The sequence below is a fragment of the Spiroplasma syrphidicola EA-1 genome, assembly GCF_000400955.1.
Lineage (GTDB): Bacteria > Bacillota_I > Bacilli_A > Mycoplasmatales > Mycoplasmataceae > Spiroplasma > Spiroplasma syrphidicola.
The window spans coordinates 893,285-912,125 of record NC_021284.1; the positions used below are offsets into that span (position 1 = coordinate 893,285).

General features: G+C 29.9%; 18 protein-coding genes. 1 reads left to right on the plus strand and 17 read right to left on the minus strand.

Annotation, left to right across the window (positions count from 1 at the left end; all coding sequences use genetic code 4):
• Positions 1–17: 17 nt before the first annotated feature.
• The 12 genes from SSYRP_RS04230 to SSYRP_RS04285 form a co-directional block, all read right to left on the minus strand.
• Positions 18–494, minus strand: coding sequence for a hypothetical protein (locus tag SSYRP_RS04230; protein WP_041614560.1), 477 nt, complete (start codon positions 492–494; stop codon positions 18–20).
• 79 nt (positions 495–573) lie between these two features.
• The gene (locus tag SSYRP_RS04235) at positions 574–1,437 is read right to left on the minus strand and encodes an ABC transporter permease (RefSeq protein WP_016341067.1); all 864 of its coding nucleotides are present in this window, start codon (positions 1,435–1,437) and stop codon (positions 574–576) included.
• The gene (locus SSYRP_RS04240) at positions 1,437–2,141 is read right to left on the minus strand and encodes an ABC transporter ATP-binding protein (RefSeq protein ID WP_016341068.1); all 705 of its coding nucleotides are present in this window, start codon (positions 2,139–2,141) and stop codon (positions 1,437–1,439) included. Before SSYRP_RS04240 ends, SSYRP_RS04235 begins: the two co-directional genes overlap by 1 nt.
• 85 nt (positions 2,142–2,226) lie before the next feature.
• A complete protein-coding gene (locus SSYRP_RS04245; RefSeq protein WP_016341069.1) occupies positions 2,227–4,119 on the minus strand; it encodes an ABC transporter ATP-binding protein in 1,893 nt (630 codons plus the stop codon).
• A gap of 141 nt (positions 4,120–4,260) precedes the next feature.
• Positions 4,261–4,758 (minus strand): hypothetical protein, encoded by a 498-nt coding sequence (locus tag SSYRP_RS04250; RefSeq protein WP_016341070.1) that lies wholly within the window; start codon positions 4,756–4,758, stop codon positions 4,261–4,263.
• 109 nt (positions 4,759–4,867) lie between these two features.
• A complete protein-coding gene (locus SSYRP_RS04255; RefSeq protein WP_016341071.1) occupies positions 4,868–5,698 on the minus strand; it encodes an aldo/keto reductase in 831 nt (276 codons plus the stop codon).
• Positions 5,699–5,748: 50 nt separating this feature from the next.
• The gene (locus SSYRP_RS04260) at positions 5,749–6,114 is read right to left on the minus strand and encodes a PTS transporter subunit EIIB (protein WP_016341072.1); all 366 of its coding nucleotides are present in this window, start codon (positions 6,112–6,114) and stop codon (positions 5,749–5,751) included.
• Positions 6,114–6,926 carry an NAD(+)/NADH kinase gene (locus tag SSYRP_RS04265; RefSeq protein ID WP_016341073.1) on the minus strand — a complete coding sequence of 271 codons (813 nt, stop codon included), beginning with the start codon at positions 6,924–6,926 and terminating at the stop codon, positions 6,114–6,116. Before SSYRP_RS04265 ends, SSYRP_RS04260 begins: the two co-directional genes overlap by 1 nt.
• Positions 6,927–6,988: 62 nt before the next feature.
• A complete protein-coding gene (locus SSYRP_RS04270) occupies positions 6,989–8,143 on the minus strand; it encodes a sodium:calcium antiporter (protein ID WP_016341074.1) in 1,155 nt (384 codons plus the stop codon).
• A 176-nt stretch (positions 8,144–8,319) separates the two neighbouring features.
• Complete coding sequence (locus tag SSYRP_RS04275) at positions 8,320–9,168, minus strand: class II fructose-bisphosphate aldolase (RefSeq protein WP_016341075.1); 849 nt, start codon at positions 9,166–9,168, stop codon at positions 8,320–8,322.
• Positions 9,169–9,271: 103 nt separating this feature from the next.
• Positions 9,272–11,698 carry a leucine--tRNA ligase gene (gene leuS / locus SSYRP_RS04280; RefSeq protein WP_016341076.1) on the minus strand — a complete coding sequence of 809 codons (2,427 nt, stop codon included), beginning with the start codon at positions 11,696–11,698 and terminating at the stop codon, positions 9,272–9,274.
• A 673-nt stretch (positions 11,699–12,371) separates the two neighbouring features.
• The gene (locus SSYRP_RS04285; RefSeq protein ID WP_016341077.1) at positions 12,372–12,563 is read right to left on the minus strand and encodes a lipoprotein; all 192 of its coding nucleotides are present in this window, start codon (positions 12,561–12,563) and stop codon (positions 12,372–12,374) included.
• Between the two features lie 348 nt (positions 12,564–12,911).
• Between SSYRP_RS04285 and SSYRP_RS04290 the strand changes: the two genes are divergently transcribed.
• Positions 12,912–13,328 (plus strand): hypothetical protein, encoded by a 417-nt coding sequence (locus SSYRP_RS04290; protein ID WP_016341078.1) that lies wholly within the window; start codon positions 12,912–12,914, stop codon positions 13,326–13,328.
• 182 nt (positions 13,329–13,510) lie between these two features.
• On the opposite strand, the gene trxA is transcribed toward SSYRP_RS04290, so the two are convergent.
• From trxA to SSYRP_RS04315, 5 genes are all read right to left on the minus strand, one after another.
• Positions 13,511–13,819: a thioredoxin gene (gene trxA, locus SSYRP_RS04295; protein WP_016341079.1), complete on the minus strand. Its 309-nt coding sequence runs from the start codon at positions 13,817–13,819 to the stop codon at positions 13,511–13,513.
• Positions 13,820–13,857: 38 nt separating this feature from the next.
• Positions 13,858–14,667 carry a Cof-type HAD-IIB family hydrolase gene (locus tag SSYRP_RS04300; RefSeq protein ID WP_016341080.1) on the minus strand — a complete coding sequence of 270 codons (810 nt, stop codon included), beginning with the start codon at positions 14,665–14,667 and terminating at the stop codon, positions 13,858–13,860.
• Between the two features lie 170 nt (positions 14,668–14,837).
• A complete protein-coding gene (locus SSYRP_RS04305; RefSeq protein ID WP_016341081.1) occupies positions 14,838–15,695 on the minus strand; it encodes an ROK family protein in 858 nt (285 codons plus the stop codon).
• Positions 15,696–16,154 carry a PTS sugar transporter subunit IIA gene (locus tag SSYRP_RS04310; protein WP_016341082.1) on the minus strand — a complete coding sequence of 153 codons (459 nt, stop codon included), beginning with the start codon at positions 16,152–16,154 and terminating at the stop codon, positions 15,696–15,698.
• The gene (locus SSYRP_RS04315; protein ID WP_016341083.1) at positions 16,135–18,834 is read right to left on the minus strand and encodes a glycoside hydrolase family 38 N-terminal domain-containing protein; all 2,700 of its coding nucleotides are present in this window, start codon (positions 18,832–18,834) and stop codon (positions 16,135–16,137) included. The genes SSYRP_RS04310 and SSYRP_RS04315 overlap by 20 nt, the downstream gene beginning before the upstream one ends.
• Between the last annotated feature and the right edge of the window lie 7 nt (positions 18,835–18,841).

Genomic DNA, 18,841 nt, shown 5'->3' on the forward strand with positions numbered 1-18,841 from the left:
TTTTTCCTGCTTTTTCCTTAGCTATCCAGCTGATAATTGTCCCTAATTTTTTGATAAATCATTGTTTGACAATCTTCATCTGTAAAACCCACAAAGATAAATATTCCTAAAAAATGATATCCGATGCCTTTTTTCTTATCATTAATCTTCCCAAATGTGACAAAATGAATTTTATTTTGCAGATATTTTTCCCCTTGACTTTTACGTTTATCAATAGCTGTAGTTGCTGTAAATTGGTACAAAAAATTACCATCCGAAGAGAGATAGTTTGCATAACCATCATTAATATTTTGTTCTTTTTTATTATCCAAACTAAGATTTGGAAATCACAAATATTCTTGTTCGTTGATTTTATAACCAACTTGCAACAATGACTGGCGATTTTCATCAATAAATAATGTCGTTAGAACGCTATTAATTAATTTAAAAACGATTTTATCTTTGGTCGTGATTTCTTTTTTTGCTAAAATTGCTTGTAGAACATTTACATCCATTTTTTTATCCTCTTTTTTATAGTTTAACACAGAGGTTTTCCTCTTGTCACGTTAATCTGTTAATTTTGACGAAAAAACATTAGCGACGAACATTTCAACGGAAAGAAAACTTAGCTAAAAAAGTAAAAAATGAGAGAAACAAAATAATCGCTAGAACTGGTTGCCATGAAGCTGTAAAATAGTGATATAACTCAGTTGAATAACCTGTTCCGGTATTAAATTGGGCTTCCCAGCTAGTACCAGTAATTGCATAAAGAATTAAAAAGATTGGATATTTATGGGGAATAAAATAAGTTATTACCCTTACCCCTAAGGTATCACTAATTAATGGTGGATAAACCAAAACTCCTGATAGTAAAATTGTTAAAATATAAATAATAATTGCAACCGAATTGGTAATTCCTTCGTTACTAAAAATTCCTCCGATCAAAAAGGCAATTGTAACCGACAAGAGAATCGCGGCAATTATCCCTAGTAAAAGATAACCTCAGTTAGTTGCTTTTAAAGCTTCGATAAAATTATGACCACCAATAATAATTGCAATTATCATTTCAAAAAAAACAGCAATCAAACCTAGTGATAGATAATAAATTAGTAGTAGAAAAAGAAATGTCCCCTTTTTAATTCCTGTCGCATCAATCCGTTTTAAAAAAACAGATTTTTTTCAATCAACTAAGGTTGTTGATAAAGACACAATAATACTTAACGTTGGTAATAACATATAAATAAAAAGAGTCAATGTCCGAATTGCTATCCCGTTGCTATTACCGGGATAGATATTAAAAACATAGTAAAAAATAATTAAAAAAATCGTTGGGATAACAAAAATAAAAATTGGCCCCCGTTTTTCACGGAAAAATGATTTATTAATTAGCAACATTAATTCTTGAAAAATTGAAAAATTAGCGCGAAAATTATTTTTTTTATTTACTTTTGTCTGCATTATTTTATTTCTCCTTTAAAATATAAATTCATTAAATTTCGAATTGAACCAAATTGAGCTTTTGCTTCCGCCATTGAACAATCTAACAAAATTGATTTGTTACCAAATAATAAAATTCGGTTACATAGCATTTCAACTTCTTCAGGATGATGCGAAACAATCAACAAAGTTTTATTGTTATTAACAATATATTCATTAAAAAAACTTACAATTTTATATTGCAATTCAATATCCAACCCCGTTGTTAATTCATCTAAAATAACAATTTCTGGATCATTGATAACTGCCAACATAGCATTAAAGCGCTGCTTTTGGCCACCAGACAGTTTTTGTAAATTAATATTTTTAATTTTATCCAATTCAAAAACTTCCTCAAGCATCTTTTCATAAGCTGGGGAAAAATTTTCATAAACCTTACGATAGAACTTAATCATATCCTTAATCCGAATCCCAATTGGCCAGTTTCCTTCTTGATATTGAATCCCAATATCCTTTTTAACATTCCCTGACAAATTAATCTTAATTTCACCCGCCGTTGGTTTTGAAAAGCTTGAGATCATTTCAACAAATGTTGTTTTCCCACAACCATTAGCTCCTAAAATTGCCACACGATCACCAGCGAACACTTCGACATTAATATCTTTTAAAACCTCATTTTTTTGATAACTTTTAAATAAATTTTTAACTTCAATAATTGCTGACATATTTCTGTTCTCCTTTGTTAAAATTTCACTCATTATACTACAAAAAAATTAATTAAATTTAAAATTTTCAAAAGAAAAGCTAGCTTTAACTAAAGCTAGCTTCATACATATCACGGAAATATCCTTCTTCTTTCCGTAGTTTTTCAAATGTTCCAACTTGACAAATTCCTTCTCCCGGCGCTAAGACAAGGATTTGATCAACATTTTTAACTGTTGTTAAACGATGGGCAATAACAATTGTTGTCCGCCCTTTCATTAAAGCATCTAACTCTTTTTGAATATCTTTTTCAACAAGATTATCTAAGGCACTAGTTGCTTCATCCAAAATTAGAACTTCCGGGTTTCGTAAGAACATTCGGGCAATAACCAAGCGTTGTTTTTGCCCCCCTGATAAAATATGGCCCCTTTCACCAACAACAGTTTCAAACTGTTCTGGTAAGGTCATAACAAAATCATATAATTTTGCTTTTTTTGCCGCAGCATAAATTGCTTCTTGACTAATATTTTCTAATCCATACGCAATATTTTCAGCGATTGTGGCAAATAAAATTTGTGGTTCTTGTTCAACATAACCAACATGATTTAAGAACGATTTTAAATTAACGTTTTTTAAATTAAGATCATTATTAATTAATAAAGCTCCCGCTGTGGGATCGTAAAAGCGTAATAGTAATCGTGAAATTGTCGATTTCCCACTTCCCGTTTGTCCAACCAAAGCATAACTATGTCCTTGTTTAAAAGTAAAATTAAAGTTATCAAGAACCTTTTCCCCTTCTGTAGAGTATTTAAAATCAACATTTTGGAAAATAATGTCACCAGTAATTTTTTCAACAATAGTTTCACCTTCATTAGCTACAATTCGTTCTGGCTCTGTTAAAATTTCATTTAAACGTGAAGCAGAAACAGAAGCCGAAATAATGTTATTCATTAAACCTATTAAGTTAACTAATGGGTTAATCATTTGGTTCACTGACATTAGAACGGAAACCATCACAATTGGGTTTAAGGCATTTTTATTAACAAAAACAACTCCAACAATAATAACAACCCCATTAACGGAAAATAGCATTGCTAAAATTAATCCTCAAATAACACCCTGACGAATTTCTCAATGACGAATTAATTTAAAATAATCTTCATTAATATTTTCAAAACGTTCTGTTTCATGTCGTAATGTTCCTGATGCTTTAATTAAACGAATATTATGAATACGATCTTGAATATCACCATTAACTGAAGATAGCACCCGGCGCACACGATATTGTAGTTTTCGTAAATAGTTATATAAAAAGATAATTGCAATTGTAATTAACAATGTTAACCCTAATACGATTGCAGCAATAATATAAACTGTATCTTTCATATTTACTTGAGTTCCATTAACCATTACACTATTATCTAATAAAAACATGACAATTGAGGCCCCAAAGAATGAAAAAATACTATATGTTACTTGCAAGGGGATTTGTTCAGCCTGGTCTCCTAAGATTTGGGTATCAGAAATTAGTTTTGTTAAAATATCCCCCGTTTTTTTATTGTGATAAAAATGTAAGTCTAAACGTAAAAGTTTCGCTAATAATCTTACGCGAATTTTTGTTTCAATTCGACGAGCTAAAACTCCACTAATGGTATAACGGGAAATCCAAAACAACGCATATAAAACATATGTTATTAATAAGCCAATTCCGGCATAAATAACTGTCATTCATTCTAAGCCAATTTTCCCAGCGGCAACATTAATATTAATTGCATTTAATAATTGATTAACAACAATTGGCATTGCTACTAGAATACCAGAAGTAATTAGCGAAAAAAGTAAAAACATTGTACAAAGAGGTCAATATGTTGCATAATACGGTAGCACTAATTTTCAAAACCCTTTTTTATTAATTTTTGTTTTACTATTATTTATATCTTCATTTTTAATTTTCAGTTTTTCAATTATATAATCTTCTTGATTATTTCCTATTTTATCCATCTTAACCTCTTTTCTAAAATTGTTTTATTTAAATTAAATCTTAAATAAATCATAACATAGTAACCCTAAAATTCAGGTGTGTCTTGGCAAAGTCCGAATTATATTCTTGGTTTATTAATAACTCTAACTATTACAAGATAATTATTTTTTTCAACTTTTCAAAAAACAAGTCAAGGCTAAAATTGCCGCAATTGCACTAAAAGTATCTAAAAAAATTGAAGTTAAAGTTGCTCATCATGAAACAAATTCATTAATTGTATATGGTAATAATGTTACTAGACTTGTTAAACCAAAAACTAACCCTAATATCCCAACACTGAAACTTCAAAAATCAAATCAATAAGATAATTTTTCAAAGCGTTTATCAATTCGGCGTTTTTCCTTTTTATTTGCTTGACGTAAACGATACATTTTTTTCCCATAAATAAAGGCAAGCATGGCGCTAATAACACTTAGCGTATCAAAAATAATTGTTAGAACTGTAAAAATAAAAGATTGATATGCTCTAACTTCATTACTATTATTTCAAAATGGTTCTAGGGATAGTAGACTTAAAAGACCAAAGGTTATCCCAATAAAACCAAAACTAAAACTAAAAATGTCTGAGTTAATAATAATTTTTTTAATTTTTATCTGCATTAATGCCTCCGTAATACTTTTGCTAAATTATTAATATTTTATTAATTATATCATTTTTCTTTTTTTCCCAACGTTATTTTAATTTTCTTAAAAAACAAGAAAAATCCTTTTAACCAACAAAATGATATGGATCAGGTCCTAATCGTAAAGTTGGGCCAAGATCATTAATTGCCGTAATTTCTTCCGCTGATAATTCAAAATTTTCAAGTTGTTGGACATTTGACTCAATGCGAGTTAATGTTTCTGATTTTGGGATGACAATAATACCACGTTGTAGAGCTCATTTTAAAGCAATTGCTGGAGCATCAACATTGTATTTTGCGGCTAAAGTTTGTAAATATGGTAAATCACTAACTTTCCCTTTCATAATTGTTTGTCAACTTTCTAAAACAATATTATGTTTTTGACAAAACTCTTGTAATTCCAATAAAGGCAGTTGGGGATGCAGTTCAACCTGATTAACAACGGGAACAATTGTTGTCTGTTCTAACAAAGTTTTTAATTGATCAATCATAAAATTAGAAACACCAATGGCACGGATTTTACCAGTCTGATAAATTTCTTCTAATGTTTGATAAATCATTACCCCATCTGGTAATGGTCAATGAACTAACACTAAGTCTAAATAATCTGTTCCTAATTCCGCTAGAATTCGATCAATATCGGCTTTTACTATTTCTGGGTTTTTATTTGTAATTCAAATTTTAGTAGTAATAAATAAATTTTCGCGGGGTTGGTTTGAATTTTTTATCGCTTCACGAACTAATTGATGATTATGATAAATATCCGCAGTGTCGATTAATTGATAACCATAATTAATAGCATGAGTAATTGCTGCCAACCCTTTTGCTTGGTCCGTTACTAAATATGTTCCATAACCAATCATTGGCATTTCTACCCCATTATTTAAAGTAATTTTTTTTGTTAAAATTGCTGGCATAAGTTTCTCTCCTTCTTTGTTGAAATCATATCTAAATCTTTCGCCTCTTATTAGCGCTTAAGTTCAGCTTTAATTACTTCTTCAACTTTTAAGCTAATTTGTCCTAATGGTAAAATTAGTGTTTGATTAATAATTTGAATTTTTTTAAGTTTAAATTTTTTTTGTAGCAATGGTAAATCAATTTCCTCAATTTCCTTAACTGTCACTTTTAATCTTGTCATTGTTGCTCGAACATCAATAATATTTTCCTTAGCTCCTAGAATCGTAATTAAATCACTGACGGAAAAATTGATGGTTTGATTACCTAATAGTTCTTTACGATAATTAAAGATTTTTTTTCAAAAAACCATCATGAAAATAAATAATAGCATAATAATCATTCCAACAACAATTAAAATTATTTTTCAAACTGACATTAACGATCACCTCGTTTATTAACATTATTACAATAAGCAAATAAAGTTTGTAGTTTGGCCGTTGTTGATTGATTTTGGCGATGATTATAAATTAAATTTAACGTTTTATCACTGAATTTAATTTCAACTAAGTTATTGTTTGCTTCATATTCATAAGTATCAATTATGATTTGTTTATCTATTAGTTCACCTTCTAAAATTACGCTCTGACTATCATCAAGAATTAAAGGGGCTGTTATTGTTGAAAATGTTGAATTAGCAACTGGCGCAATTTCTTTCATTTCTCATAATTTATGCTTATTCGACAAAATAATTGCTCCCCCAATTGCCCGCATATAACCTGTTGAACCAGTTGAAGTTGCAAATACTAACCCACTACCACGAAAATATTCTAGTAACTCATCGTTGATATAAATATCTGTCCGAATTGTTTTAACATGGTCAACAATTTTAACTTCATTAAGGGCATAACGAATTTGGTTATTATTAAATTTAACTTCCAATAATGGCAATTGTTGAATATGGGCAGTGTCATTGATAATATCATCAATTGCTTGGGTAACTGTTTTTTCATCATAATTGGCATAAAAACCAAGCGAACCTGATTTAACGACAATCAAACAAACTTCATCTAAAATATCTTGAAATTCATTAACAGCCCGTAGCAACGTCCCATCGCCCCCAATCACAAAAACATATTCAGGGGCAATAATATCTTCTTGCATTTCGCGATCTGTTAAAATTATTTTTAATTTTTGCGCTAAAGCTAATGATTCGGGATAATCATTAGCGATAATTACATACTTAAACATTTTTTCATCCCTTTCTCGTCATTAAAATTATAACTGATTTGCAATAAAAAATGTTGTTTTCCTTAAACTTGTGGAATTAACAACAATAGTAGAATTCAAGTTATAACGTATGTCGCTATAATACTAACATTAATGGCAATATAAGCCGGTTTATTATGCTGAACCTTTTTAGTAATTGTGGCAAAAGTTAATCATAGCATTACTAATTGTAATAACATTAAAGCACTATATTGCAAAAAGTATGGGTCATTACCAGTTACATGCCCCAATGATCCTGTTGGGCGAAAAGCCAAATCGGTAAAAAAGTTAATAACAATTTTAAAATTTAAACTTCCGACTAACCCACCAAATGCAATCATTCTTTTATTCTTTTTAAACATTACAAATGTTGTTGCTAATTCTGGACAGTTTGTAACAAAAGATAAAATAAGCCCTCCAACTGAAGTTTCAGGAATACCATATACATGTGGTAAAATATCGGCAGTAATTGATAGGGCAAAAGCTAAAAAGACTAGTAAAAAAGCCAAACCAGCAAAAATGATGGCAATCATTTTAACTGATAGATGATGTTTAAAATCTTTTTCCTCATGGTGCTCTGGTTCAATATGAAATTCTAACCCTGGCTGGTGTTTCATTCTTTTTCGTTGGCGATAAATCACAACAACGATTAAAGTGATATAAGAAAGTAAAAAAACTAGCCATAATCATGACATTTTAATTCCGGGGATTGTTGCTGTTAAAAATGGCAATAAGGCATTAGCATCCAAACCAAATGAATTTGGTAAAAATGCTAAAAATAAAATTGTCATAAAAACAAGAGCTTCAATTAATAAACTTCAATGAAATTTATTAATTTTAACAAATTTCTGGCGTTTAATAAAAATTAAACTTGCTAAGGCAAATAATGCCATATAATATGAATTAGAACCAATTGTATTTCCTAAACTGAACTCTGGACGATCATTTGCGCCCATTGTAATTGCAATTGTTAACTCTGGCAAAGATGTAATAATTGCTAAAATAATTCCTCCGGCTAATGATTGACCAATATTTTTCCGGGCTGTATAGGCAATTAAAAAATTTGATAAATAAATTGCACTAAAAACAACTCCCGCTGCTAAAACCAAAAAAATTAATCAAACAACTCCTTGAGCAACTGGACCATCATATAAACCTAACTTTTTAAAAAAATCAATATTTCATGAAAATAACGTCATTATTTGCCCTCCTTTTCCATCTTTATATTTTCGTATTATATTACTAAAAATTATAAATAATTCCTAAACTTTATCTACCTTTTTATTATAATAAATTTATTACATTAATAGTAGCAAATTAGTCAGAAATTTAATTTGTTTTTGGCAAAATAAAATAGTAATTTAAAATTACTATTTTATTTTGCTTTTCCATTAGCTTTTAAAATTTTAATTTTTTCTTTAACTATTATTTTCATTTCATCGATTGCTAAGCGCCCAAATTTGCGAGCATCATAACCAGTTGGATTAGCAGTAAGCCAAGTTCGTATTCCTTTTACATTAGCCAATTTTAGATCAGTTCCAATGTTCACTTTACAAATCCCAGCTTTAATTGCTAAAGATAACTGATCACTTGGAACTCCCGAAGAACCATGAAGCACAAGCGGTGTTTTCACGGCGGAGTTAATTTCAGCAATCCGATCAATTTGTAGTTTAACCTCATCATGATAAATTCCGTGAGCTGTCCCAACGGCAATTGCTAAGCAATCAACGTCTGTTTGTTGAACAAAATCAATTGCCGCCCTAACAGTAGTATAATTACCTCCAGCTGTATTACGGTCATCTTCTTTTCCTCCAACATGGCCAATTTCGGATTCAACTTCCACACCATACTGATGAGCATAAGTAACTATTTCTTGGGTTTCTTGAATATTTTCCGTTGTTGGCTTAGCTGAAGCATCTAACATTACAGAAGTATATTTATTATCAACAGCTTTTTTAATTAATTCTAAATCAAAACCATGATCTCAGTGTAAAATAACTGGAACCTTTGCCTTTTCTACTGCTGTTTTACCCAGGGCAGTGACATATTCAAAACCCATATATTTAGCGGCTGATTCAGTCACCATAATAATTACTGGTGCTTGTTCTTCTTCGGCTCCTTCAATAATTGCTTTCAACATTTCTAAATTATCAAAATTAAAGGCGGGGACCGCATATCCTTCTCTTTGAGCTTTTTCTAATTGGAATTTTAATGTTGTTTTCAAAATTGCTTCCTTCTTTCTAATGTAATTATATGCTAAATAGTGGTAATTTATGATAAAAATAAAAAAATCTTATCATATTTAACCTAATGATAAGATTTTCAAATTATCTTGCTTTAACAACAAAATTAACAATTTTATTTTTAACAACTATTTCTTTTAAAATATCGTGTGTTGCTAAGATTCCTTGAATATTTTCATGTTCTTTAGCTAATAACAATAATTCTGCTTCTGGAGTATCAACAGCAACTTCTAATTTTGCTCGTAATTTACCATTTACTTGGACAGCAACAATTATTGCTGTTTTTTGTAAATACTTTGTTTCATAAATTGGTCACTGTTCATTAGCAATTGATGCTTGATGTCCAAAATTATTTCAAATTTCTTCAGCTAAATGTGGAGCAAAACATGACAAGATTTTTGTGAACCCTTCAAAGTACGGCTGATAAATTGGTTGATCAGTTTTATAACAAGCATTAATAAAAACCATTAGTTGCGAAATTGCCGTATTAAAACTTAAATTTTCTAGCATTTCTGTTGTCTTTTTAACCATCTGATGATAGGCAAAATCTAATGTTTTATCGTTTACTGTAGTAAAATTATTATTTTTCACCAACCGATAAATTCGATCTAACCATTTCCGCATTGAATCTAACCCTGTTTCACTTCATGGCAATGAAGCCTCAATTGGCCCCATAAACATTTCATATAAACGTAAACTATCCGCCCCATGTGATTTGATAATATCATCAGGATTAATGACATTACCCTTTGATTTACTCATTTTTGATCCATCAGGGCCCAAAATCATTCCTTGGTTTACTAATTTAATAAACGGCTCAGAAGTTGGGACTAAGTTTTGATCGAATAAAACTTTATGTCAAAAACGGGCATACAACAAGTGTAAAACAGCATGTTCTTGACCACCAACATATAAATCAACAGGTAATCATTCTTTTAATGCTGCTTGGCCCTCAGGAGAAGCAAGATCAAGCATTTCTTCTTGTCCTGTCATTAACGGATAGGCTAAATAATATCAGCAACTTCCCGCTCATTGGGGCATTGTATTTGTTTCCCGGCGCCCTTTTTTTCCTGTTGCATCAACAACAGTCAATCAATCTGTTGCATTTGCTAATGGTGATTCTCCCGTTGATGATGGAGTAATATTATCCATTTTTGGTAGAGTTAATGGTAATTCTGCTTCCGGAACTAAAGAAATTGAGCCATCTTCTCAATGAATAATTGGGAAAGGTTCTCCTCAATAGCGTTGTCGCGAAAATAGTCAGTCTTTTAGTTTATATGTTACCTTGGGTTGGGCAAGCCCTTTTCCCCCAAGAAATCCTAAAGCCTTTTCGCTAGCTTGGTCAGTATTTAGACCATCCAAAAAGTCAGAATTAATATGTTCGCCATCTTTTAGAAATGGACCATTATTATTGTTATTTTTAATCACATAACTAATTGGTAAATTATATTTCATTGCGAATAGATAATCGCGTTCATCATGACCTGGTACAGCCATCACGGCCCCCGTTCCGTAATGCGATAAAACATAATCAGCTGTTCAAATTGGGATCTTTTTATTGTTAACAGGATTAATCGCATATCGCCCTAAGAAGACTCCTGTTTTTTCTTTACTTGTATCTTGACGATCTAACTCTGTTTTTGTTTTAACTAATTCTAAATATTCTTTTGTTGCTGCTAAATTTTCTGGTGTTACTAATGATAAAACTAGCGGGTGCTCAGGTGCTAAAACAAGATATTCCACCCCAAAAATTGTATCGGCTCTGGTTGAAAAAACAGTAACTTCCTCTGACATATCAGCAACCGCAAATTTAATTTCCGCTCCAACTGATTTACCAATTCAATTTTTTTGTAAATCCTTAACTGATTGGGGCCAGTCTAATTCATCTAAACCACTGATTAATTGTTCAGCATAAGCTGTAATTTTTAATACTCATTGTTTCATTGGTTTTTTATAAACTGGAAAACTTCCTCGCTCTGAAACCATTTTGCCATCAACAACAAAAACTTCCTCATTAGCTAAAACTGTCCCTAATTCTGGACATCAATTAACATCTACTTCTCGTACTTCTGCTAAACCTTGTTGGTACAATTTTTCAAAAATTCATTGCGTTGTTTTAAAATATCATGGGGCTGAAGTATTTACCTCTTTTTGATAATCATAACTAAATCCTAGGGCTTTTAATTGGTTCCGAAAATTATCAATATTTTTAAGCGTAAAATCAGCTGGGTCATTTCCGGTTTGTAACGCATACTGTTCTGCAGGTAAACCAAAAGCATCTCAACCAATTGGGTGTAAAACATTATATTGTTGTAAACGACGCATACGACTAATTACATCTGTTGCAGTATATCCTTTTGGATGGCCAACATGTAACCCTGCTCCTGATGGATATGGAAACATATCTAAAATATATGCTTTTTTATTAAAGTTTGTATTTGTGGCAAAAGTATTATGTTCTGCCCAATATTTTTGTCATTTTTGTTCAATTGCTTTATGCGAAAATTCCATTGATATTCTCTTCTCCCTTTTTTAATCTTATAACCAAAATTATAACATTTTTTCAGCCTTATAACAGTATGGTGATATTGAAATAGTAAAAATAGTCTGGAAAATAAAAATATTTTTCTAATTAGAAAAATATTTTTACTTATTTGTTTATTTGTTGGTTCGTTGATTTATTTTTTTATTGATTTGTTGAATTTAATTTGAAAGAAAAAGTTGTAGTTCCTTTGTAGGTTAATAAGGAATTTATTCAATTGTATTTATAAGTTGTTAATTTTATATTTTTAATCTTTTGCTATATTTTGTTATCTTAGAATTTTTAAACAGTTATGCAAAAATTATTAAAATATTTGTTTTTTAAATACTATAATTCTAAAATTTATTAATAAAGGATAAATTGATTTAAAATCATTTATCTAATTATATTTTATCGTTTAGATGATAATAATTTTTTACCTGTTTGTTCTAACCTAATTACACCTATTTTACATTAAGATTAGATATTTTAAATTAACACAGGGTTGATTTTAATAATAAAAATTGTTTCTTCTACAAATGGCATAAAATTTTAGTAAGCTAGACAATTTTCAAATTAATTTTAACCTTTTGACATTTTATTGAATTGGTTTACAACCTTATTAGCATTAACCCAATACCTTTTTATCTTTCTGTAATTGTTCTAAATATTATCAGCCGCTGATAATTTTTGATCATTAGGCGTACTTTTATTTAAATCTTTTAGTTTTGGAGCTGTTTCTAATTTAGCACCAGATTTTGGTTCATCTTGCTTTTTTTTATTGCAAGCAACAACACTTGATGCACCTGTTGCTGTTAATGAGATTGCTCCTATAATACTTAAAAGTTTTTTCATAATGATAGTTCCCCCTTAACAAATATTTAATTTGTTAAAACTTCTTTACTAATAATTTGCATTAATTACCAGGGAGATTTTTGGTCTTGAATTATTAGTAGCGATATTAAAGTTAAAATAGAAATTGAAACTCAAATATCTATCTCAAAATAAAACACAATTTATAAAATTTATATTTATCTTTTGAGATAATTTTATTATAATTAAAAAAAAAAAAAAAAACGGCTAATAAAGTAAAATAACAATATTTTAATTTTGATATGCGAAATTTTGGTAAATTAATCCCTTTTGTAAATATTAAAGTCTCCCTTTTTGCCCTCTTCTAACATTTATGTTAAAATATACACTATGAAAACAACATTAAAAAAATTTACAATCTGGTCTTCTATTACAAACAGCTTATTTTTATTAGTTCAAATAGCTCTTGTTACAATATTAGCCCTTTATAAAATCGATTTAAAATTAAATAACAGTGATGTATCACAAATTATTTTTGGAGTTTTAGTCGTTATTATTATTTCCCTATTTGTTAGCCATTATTTTTTAATTAAATTCCCTGCTCAAAAGGTCATTAAAAACCAAAAACTAGCACCCTGGCAAGAAGATTTAGGATTTAATATGATTACACAAGATCCCACATTAGAAAATGAATTTTCTGGTTACTTAGTTTATTTAAAGAAAAAAGGTTATATTTTAATCGTTTCAACAAGTTTAAATTTGGCTTTTGCCTTAATTACTGCCGTTATCTTTGCAGTTTTAAAATAAAAAAAATATTAAGAGCTATTCTTAATATTTTTTTATTCTGCTTTTTTAGCTTTTGCCGCTAATTCTTTTGCTGCTTCTTTACGTGCTAGTGCTTTTGCCGCTTTTTTTTCAGCTATTAACTTACGACGTTTTTTCATTGCCATTGCCATTAAATAATCACATCCCTTACTTTTCTAAAATATTTATGCCAAGATTTTTTTAAGCTCATCTTTAGTCATAAATCCAGTATGACGTTTGATTTCTTTTCCAGCTTTAAAAACAATTAATGTTGGAATTGACATAACTCCATATTCTTGAGCAATATTCCCTAATTGATCAACATCTACTTTTGCAAAAGTTACATTTGTCATTTCTTCTGCTAATTCATGCACAATTGGGGCAATCATTTTACAAGGACCACATCAATCTGCATAAAAATCTACTAATGTCATATTATCCTTTGCAATCATTGAATCAAAATTTTCTTTATCGGTAATTGAATTTACTGCCATATCTAACTTTCCTCCGTTTTCTATATCTTTATTATAACTTATTTTTCTAAAATTACTTCTTTAATATATTTTGCTGGGCCATTTTTTTGATTTGATGGAACTGTTTGATGAGCTAATTTCTTAAGTTCATCAATTGCATTGTCAACCGCGATTCCTACCCCAGCTTGACGAATTAATTCCAAATCATTATATGAATCCCCAAATGAGTAGGTATTATTAATCTCGACCCCAAGATGATGCGATAAAAATCGTAGTGCACTCCCTTTGGAAATCCCCTTACATGAAAGTTCAAAAACCCGATTATTATACTGAGTAATGTCCAACTGTGGCAAAAGCTTTTGTAAAGTCTCAATTAAGTCTTGCGCTTCTTGATCAGTCAATGAACTAGGAGCAATCACGCTTGCATGGGTAATATCTTCTGTAATCTCTTTTACATCCTTAATAATATAATAATTTGTTTTCATTATCTTTGATCAATAATAAGAATTTTCACCAAATTCATATACATAGGTTGAATTATTACTAAAGAAATGAACTTTATATTTATTATAGGTAAAATTAAAAATTGTTTCTAATTCACTATTTGAAAATACCATCATTCAAATAAAACTATTTGTTTTAAATGAAAAAGCACTTGCCCCATTATTTGCTAAGACAAAACCATTATATTTATGGGCCTTTAATTTTTTTGCTTGGCGAATGGCATCACTTGCTAACCGACCAGTTGTCACAACAAAATGGATTCCCTCTTTTTGAGTTTTGCTAACAATCTTCTTAGTTTCTTTACTAAAACGGTGATTGTCCAGCAATAATGTTCCATCTAAATCTGAAAAAATTGCTTTACTCATTTTCTAAATTCCCTTTCTCTTAAATACTATCCTATCCGCTTAATTATAGTTGATTATTAGTAAAAAAGCAAAATAAACAAAAAAAATCTAGAGAAAGAACTTCTTTAGATTTTATCAATTATTACTCTTCAAAATTACTAATTTTAAACAAAAAAAAAAAAAAAAAGCTATTATGGAATTAAGGTTAAAGCTCCATAAAGATTAGCTTTATTATTTTTTTGACACGCTTGAAGAGTAAAAGTTTGCGAAAGCCCTAACGATTTTGTTAGTTTTTCAATTTCCTGTGATAGTAATCCCAGAAAAAAAGTATTTTCAGAAATTCCCCCTCCAATTAAAATAGTGTCAGGATCAATTACTAATGCAAAATTAATAACCGCTTTTGCCAAGGCAAAAACCATTGCATCAATACTTGTACGAGCGTTTTGATCTTTGTCATATAAGGCAAATAACTCATAGCCCGTCTTTTTAATTCCTGTTTTTTCATAATAGCGCATGATTGCTGAATATGTTGAACTACAGCTGGAAATATTTTTATAAATATTTCCTTGTTGTTCTGCTAGTCCGCAACCAAATTCACCGGCCATAAAATGGCTACCATGGTAAACTTGCCGATTTATGATAACAGCTCCCCCCAGGCCTGTTCCAATGACAAACAGCAAGGCATTTTTAATATTTTGATTAATTGTTAATTCATATCAAGCAGCACAATTAGCATCATTTTCAATGTAAACGTTTCCTTTATCTTTAAAAATATCTTTTCAGTTAACTAAATGGTAATTTTTAATCGCTCCTAGTCCGGAAATTTCTCCGGTAAGAGGGTTAATAACTCCTAATGAAGAAAAGGCAATATTTTCAATTGGATAACTAATTTGTAATTTTTGATATATTTTATTAACAATCTCGATAATTTGATCATTATCAATCAATGATTGATACTCAACTTGTCCTTCACAAATAACTGTTGTTTTATCAGAGGTAAATAATATATACTTCGTACTTAATCCCCCAATATCAAAAACTAAATTCATCTATTTAATCTCTATTTCACTAATTAATTTATAAACAGCTTCTTTTGATTTTGCTGATAGTAAGTTTTTACAAAACTCTTGGTCAACTAATTTTCGAGCAACTGAAGATAAAATTTTAATATGTTCACTTCCTGAATTAGTTTCTGGAATTGCTAAAGCGATTGCCAATTTAACTTTTGAATCATCAATTGATTTTCATTCAATTCCATCTTTAAATAAGAACACAAATAATCCCGGGCGACTAATTTCTTTAATTCGCGCATGAGGAATAGCTATCCCATCATTGAAACCTGTTGTTCCTTCTTTTTCCCGTTTTACTAATCCTTTAAAACATTTTTTTAAATTGTCACTAACACCATTTTCAACAAAAGCGTTAGCAATAAATGTAAAAGCTTCTTTTTGAGTTTTGCAATCTACATCAAAATAGATATGGTTTAAATTAAATAATTCTTTTTGCATTGTTTCTCTCCTCTTTTAAAATGATTTCATATGTTTGAATTTGATATTTTTTTAGTGAATCATTTTTAATATTAGTTTCGCTTTCTTTTTCCAATAAATTAACCTTATTAATTTGTTGAATTTTTTCTGGTAAATTCTCAAAAGAAAACTTAATTTCCGTACAACTAGCATTAAAACCTCGGACAATTATTGCGTTATTTCGTTCGGATTTTTTAACGGCTTTAATTACAAAATTTGGATTTTCAAATAATTTTAAATCACACTCTCTTGCTAAATCAAGTTCTTCTAAATTAGCTAGTAAAAACCGATCAGCATGTTGGTATACTGAATTATAACTTTGTTGTTGGTAAAATAGCACTGGCGTATTTTCCTGTTCAGCTTTATTTCAAAGATTATTATCTGTTGAAACAAATCATTGTAAATTAAAGGTTAAAGTTGTCAATAACTGCGCATCTGGGGTATTAACTGCAATTTCGTTAACACCCGATGCTCGTCCTGGCCGATTAATCAAATTATTTCGACCTAAGAAGGGAACTGAACGGAATAAGGTAATTCATAGTGTTGAATAATGATCATCATTAACTACTTCATATTCATTATTACCCCGTGTCAAATATCCCACTTTGATTATATCATCTGTTAAATAAACAAATGATTCATTTGTTTCAATTGCCACCGGTTTTTCTTTTCACTGTTCTTTTTCCCAATTTTTTAAATCTTCCCTTAAAATAACTGGTCTTTCAATTGTTCCATAAGCTTGATTTGCATAAGAATTATTTGTTATAAATGGTGCAGTGGCGTTGATTCGTCAACGAATTTCTCGAGCGACATTTTTTGTTGTAATTTCTAGTTCAATAAAGTCAGTATTATTAATTGCAAATTTCAATTCAAATTGCTGTTTTATCATTTTCCCTTGTTCATGACTAGGGACTAAATATGTATTATTTAAAACAAGTTGATAATAATCTTGGTATTGTTGAAAGTCATACTTTGTTTTGAAAAGTTGACTAACTGGTCCTGGTTGTTGACGAGATGGGGAATAATCATAAGAATCGCCCATATCATGATCTGCTTCTAATAAAAATTGTTTTTGATAAAGTCTCTTTGTTTTCAAATCATAAATATCTAAACTTCCATCGGGATTAATTGTAAATTCTCAATGATTTGTTTTAAGTGTTGCTGCGTTACCCAAACGATTATGATAATTTGGTGCCTTTGTAATTTTAAATTTACTAATTGTAAATAACGGCAAATTAAGGTCTAATAATAGTACTTTATTTTGATAAAATCCTTCTCTTAAGACATGTTTTTCACCATTATTTGTTGCCACAACATCATAGCCCCCATCACAGTAATTTTGTTCTAATAAGACAAAATTAACTGGCTCATTGGTTGTATGATTAATTGCAAATTTTTTAGTTTTAGTAAATAATGCAACCTCATAGTGTTGCTTATTTTGGTTTTCCGTAATTCTCGGATTAAAAACTAAAAACTCTTCATTTTTTAACTGGTGATAATAACTATAGGTTTTTAGTAATTTTGTTATTGAACTGGCAATTAAATCATTGGCCCGATCAAGACGATTTGCAATATCCCGGTTAGTTTCATCACTATTGCAGCCCCCTAATGAATCATGGGCTTGTGATGTTGTTAATAATTTTAAAACCTCACGAATTAATTCAGCAGGATAAGTTCCTCCCATCATATGGTAATAAGTTGCTAATGGTTCAAAAGCATTATATAAACGATATTCAACCGCCTTAGTTTTAATTTTAAGATCAACACGTTGTGAACCAATTGTTTTATGAACTCTAGCAAAAGCTGGGGATTTTAACTCCCCCTTAACTGTTGCTAAATTAGTAAATTGATTATCAGCAAAATATTCATCGTAATCTGCTAATTTTCAGGCATGTTCTTGGTCCAAATCATTTAGTTTATCAATGAATTCAGCTAATAGTTTTGAAATTGGGGCTTGGTCACCCCCAAAAGGTAATAAGATATTATTTGTTACTTTTGTTTTTGCTTTTAGCGTATTTAAAATATCGCTAAAACTTGTTAAAAATAACTGTGCTTCGGTCGCAAGATTTTCATTTGTTAGTCTTTGATATGGAAAATGACTTCCCATTACTCAGTAACCAAAATAGAAATTGTAAGCGAGAATTTTTGTCCCATCAAGCCCTTCCCATCAGTGGATAGTTCCCTCTTCAAGGTCAGCTGGACGGGCTCCGCGCCAATAAATAAATTGATCTAAGCCAAACTGGCGATAAATTTGGGGCATTTGTGAAGTATGCCCAAATGAATCTGGGACATAAGCTGTTGTTAAATATTGGCCATGATAATTTTCAACTAACGTAATCCCTAATAATAAATTCCGAACAATTGATTCAGATGTTAAATTAAAGAAATCTGGTTGGGTATATCACGGTCCAACAATTAATTTTTTGGTAGCTAACGCTTTAAATAAAATAGCGTTATTATCATCTTTAAAATACGTTAGATAATCTTCAATGATTGATGTTTGCCCATCATATGTAAAACTAAAACAATTCGGATTCTGACGATATAACTTTAAATATTCTAATAAATTAGCCGATAAAAAGACATCTGAATCTTGTTTTGTAAAATATCATTCTTTATCTCAGTGTGTATGTGGTACAACGGTAATTGTTCATTTCTTCATTTTGTCA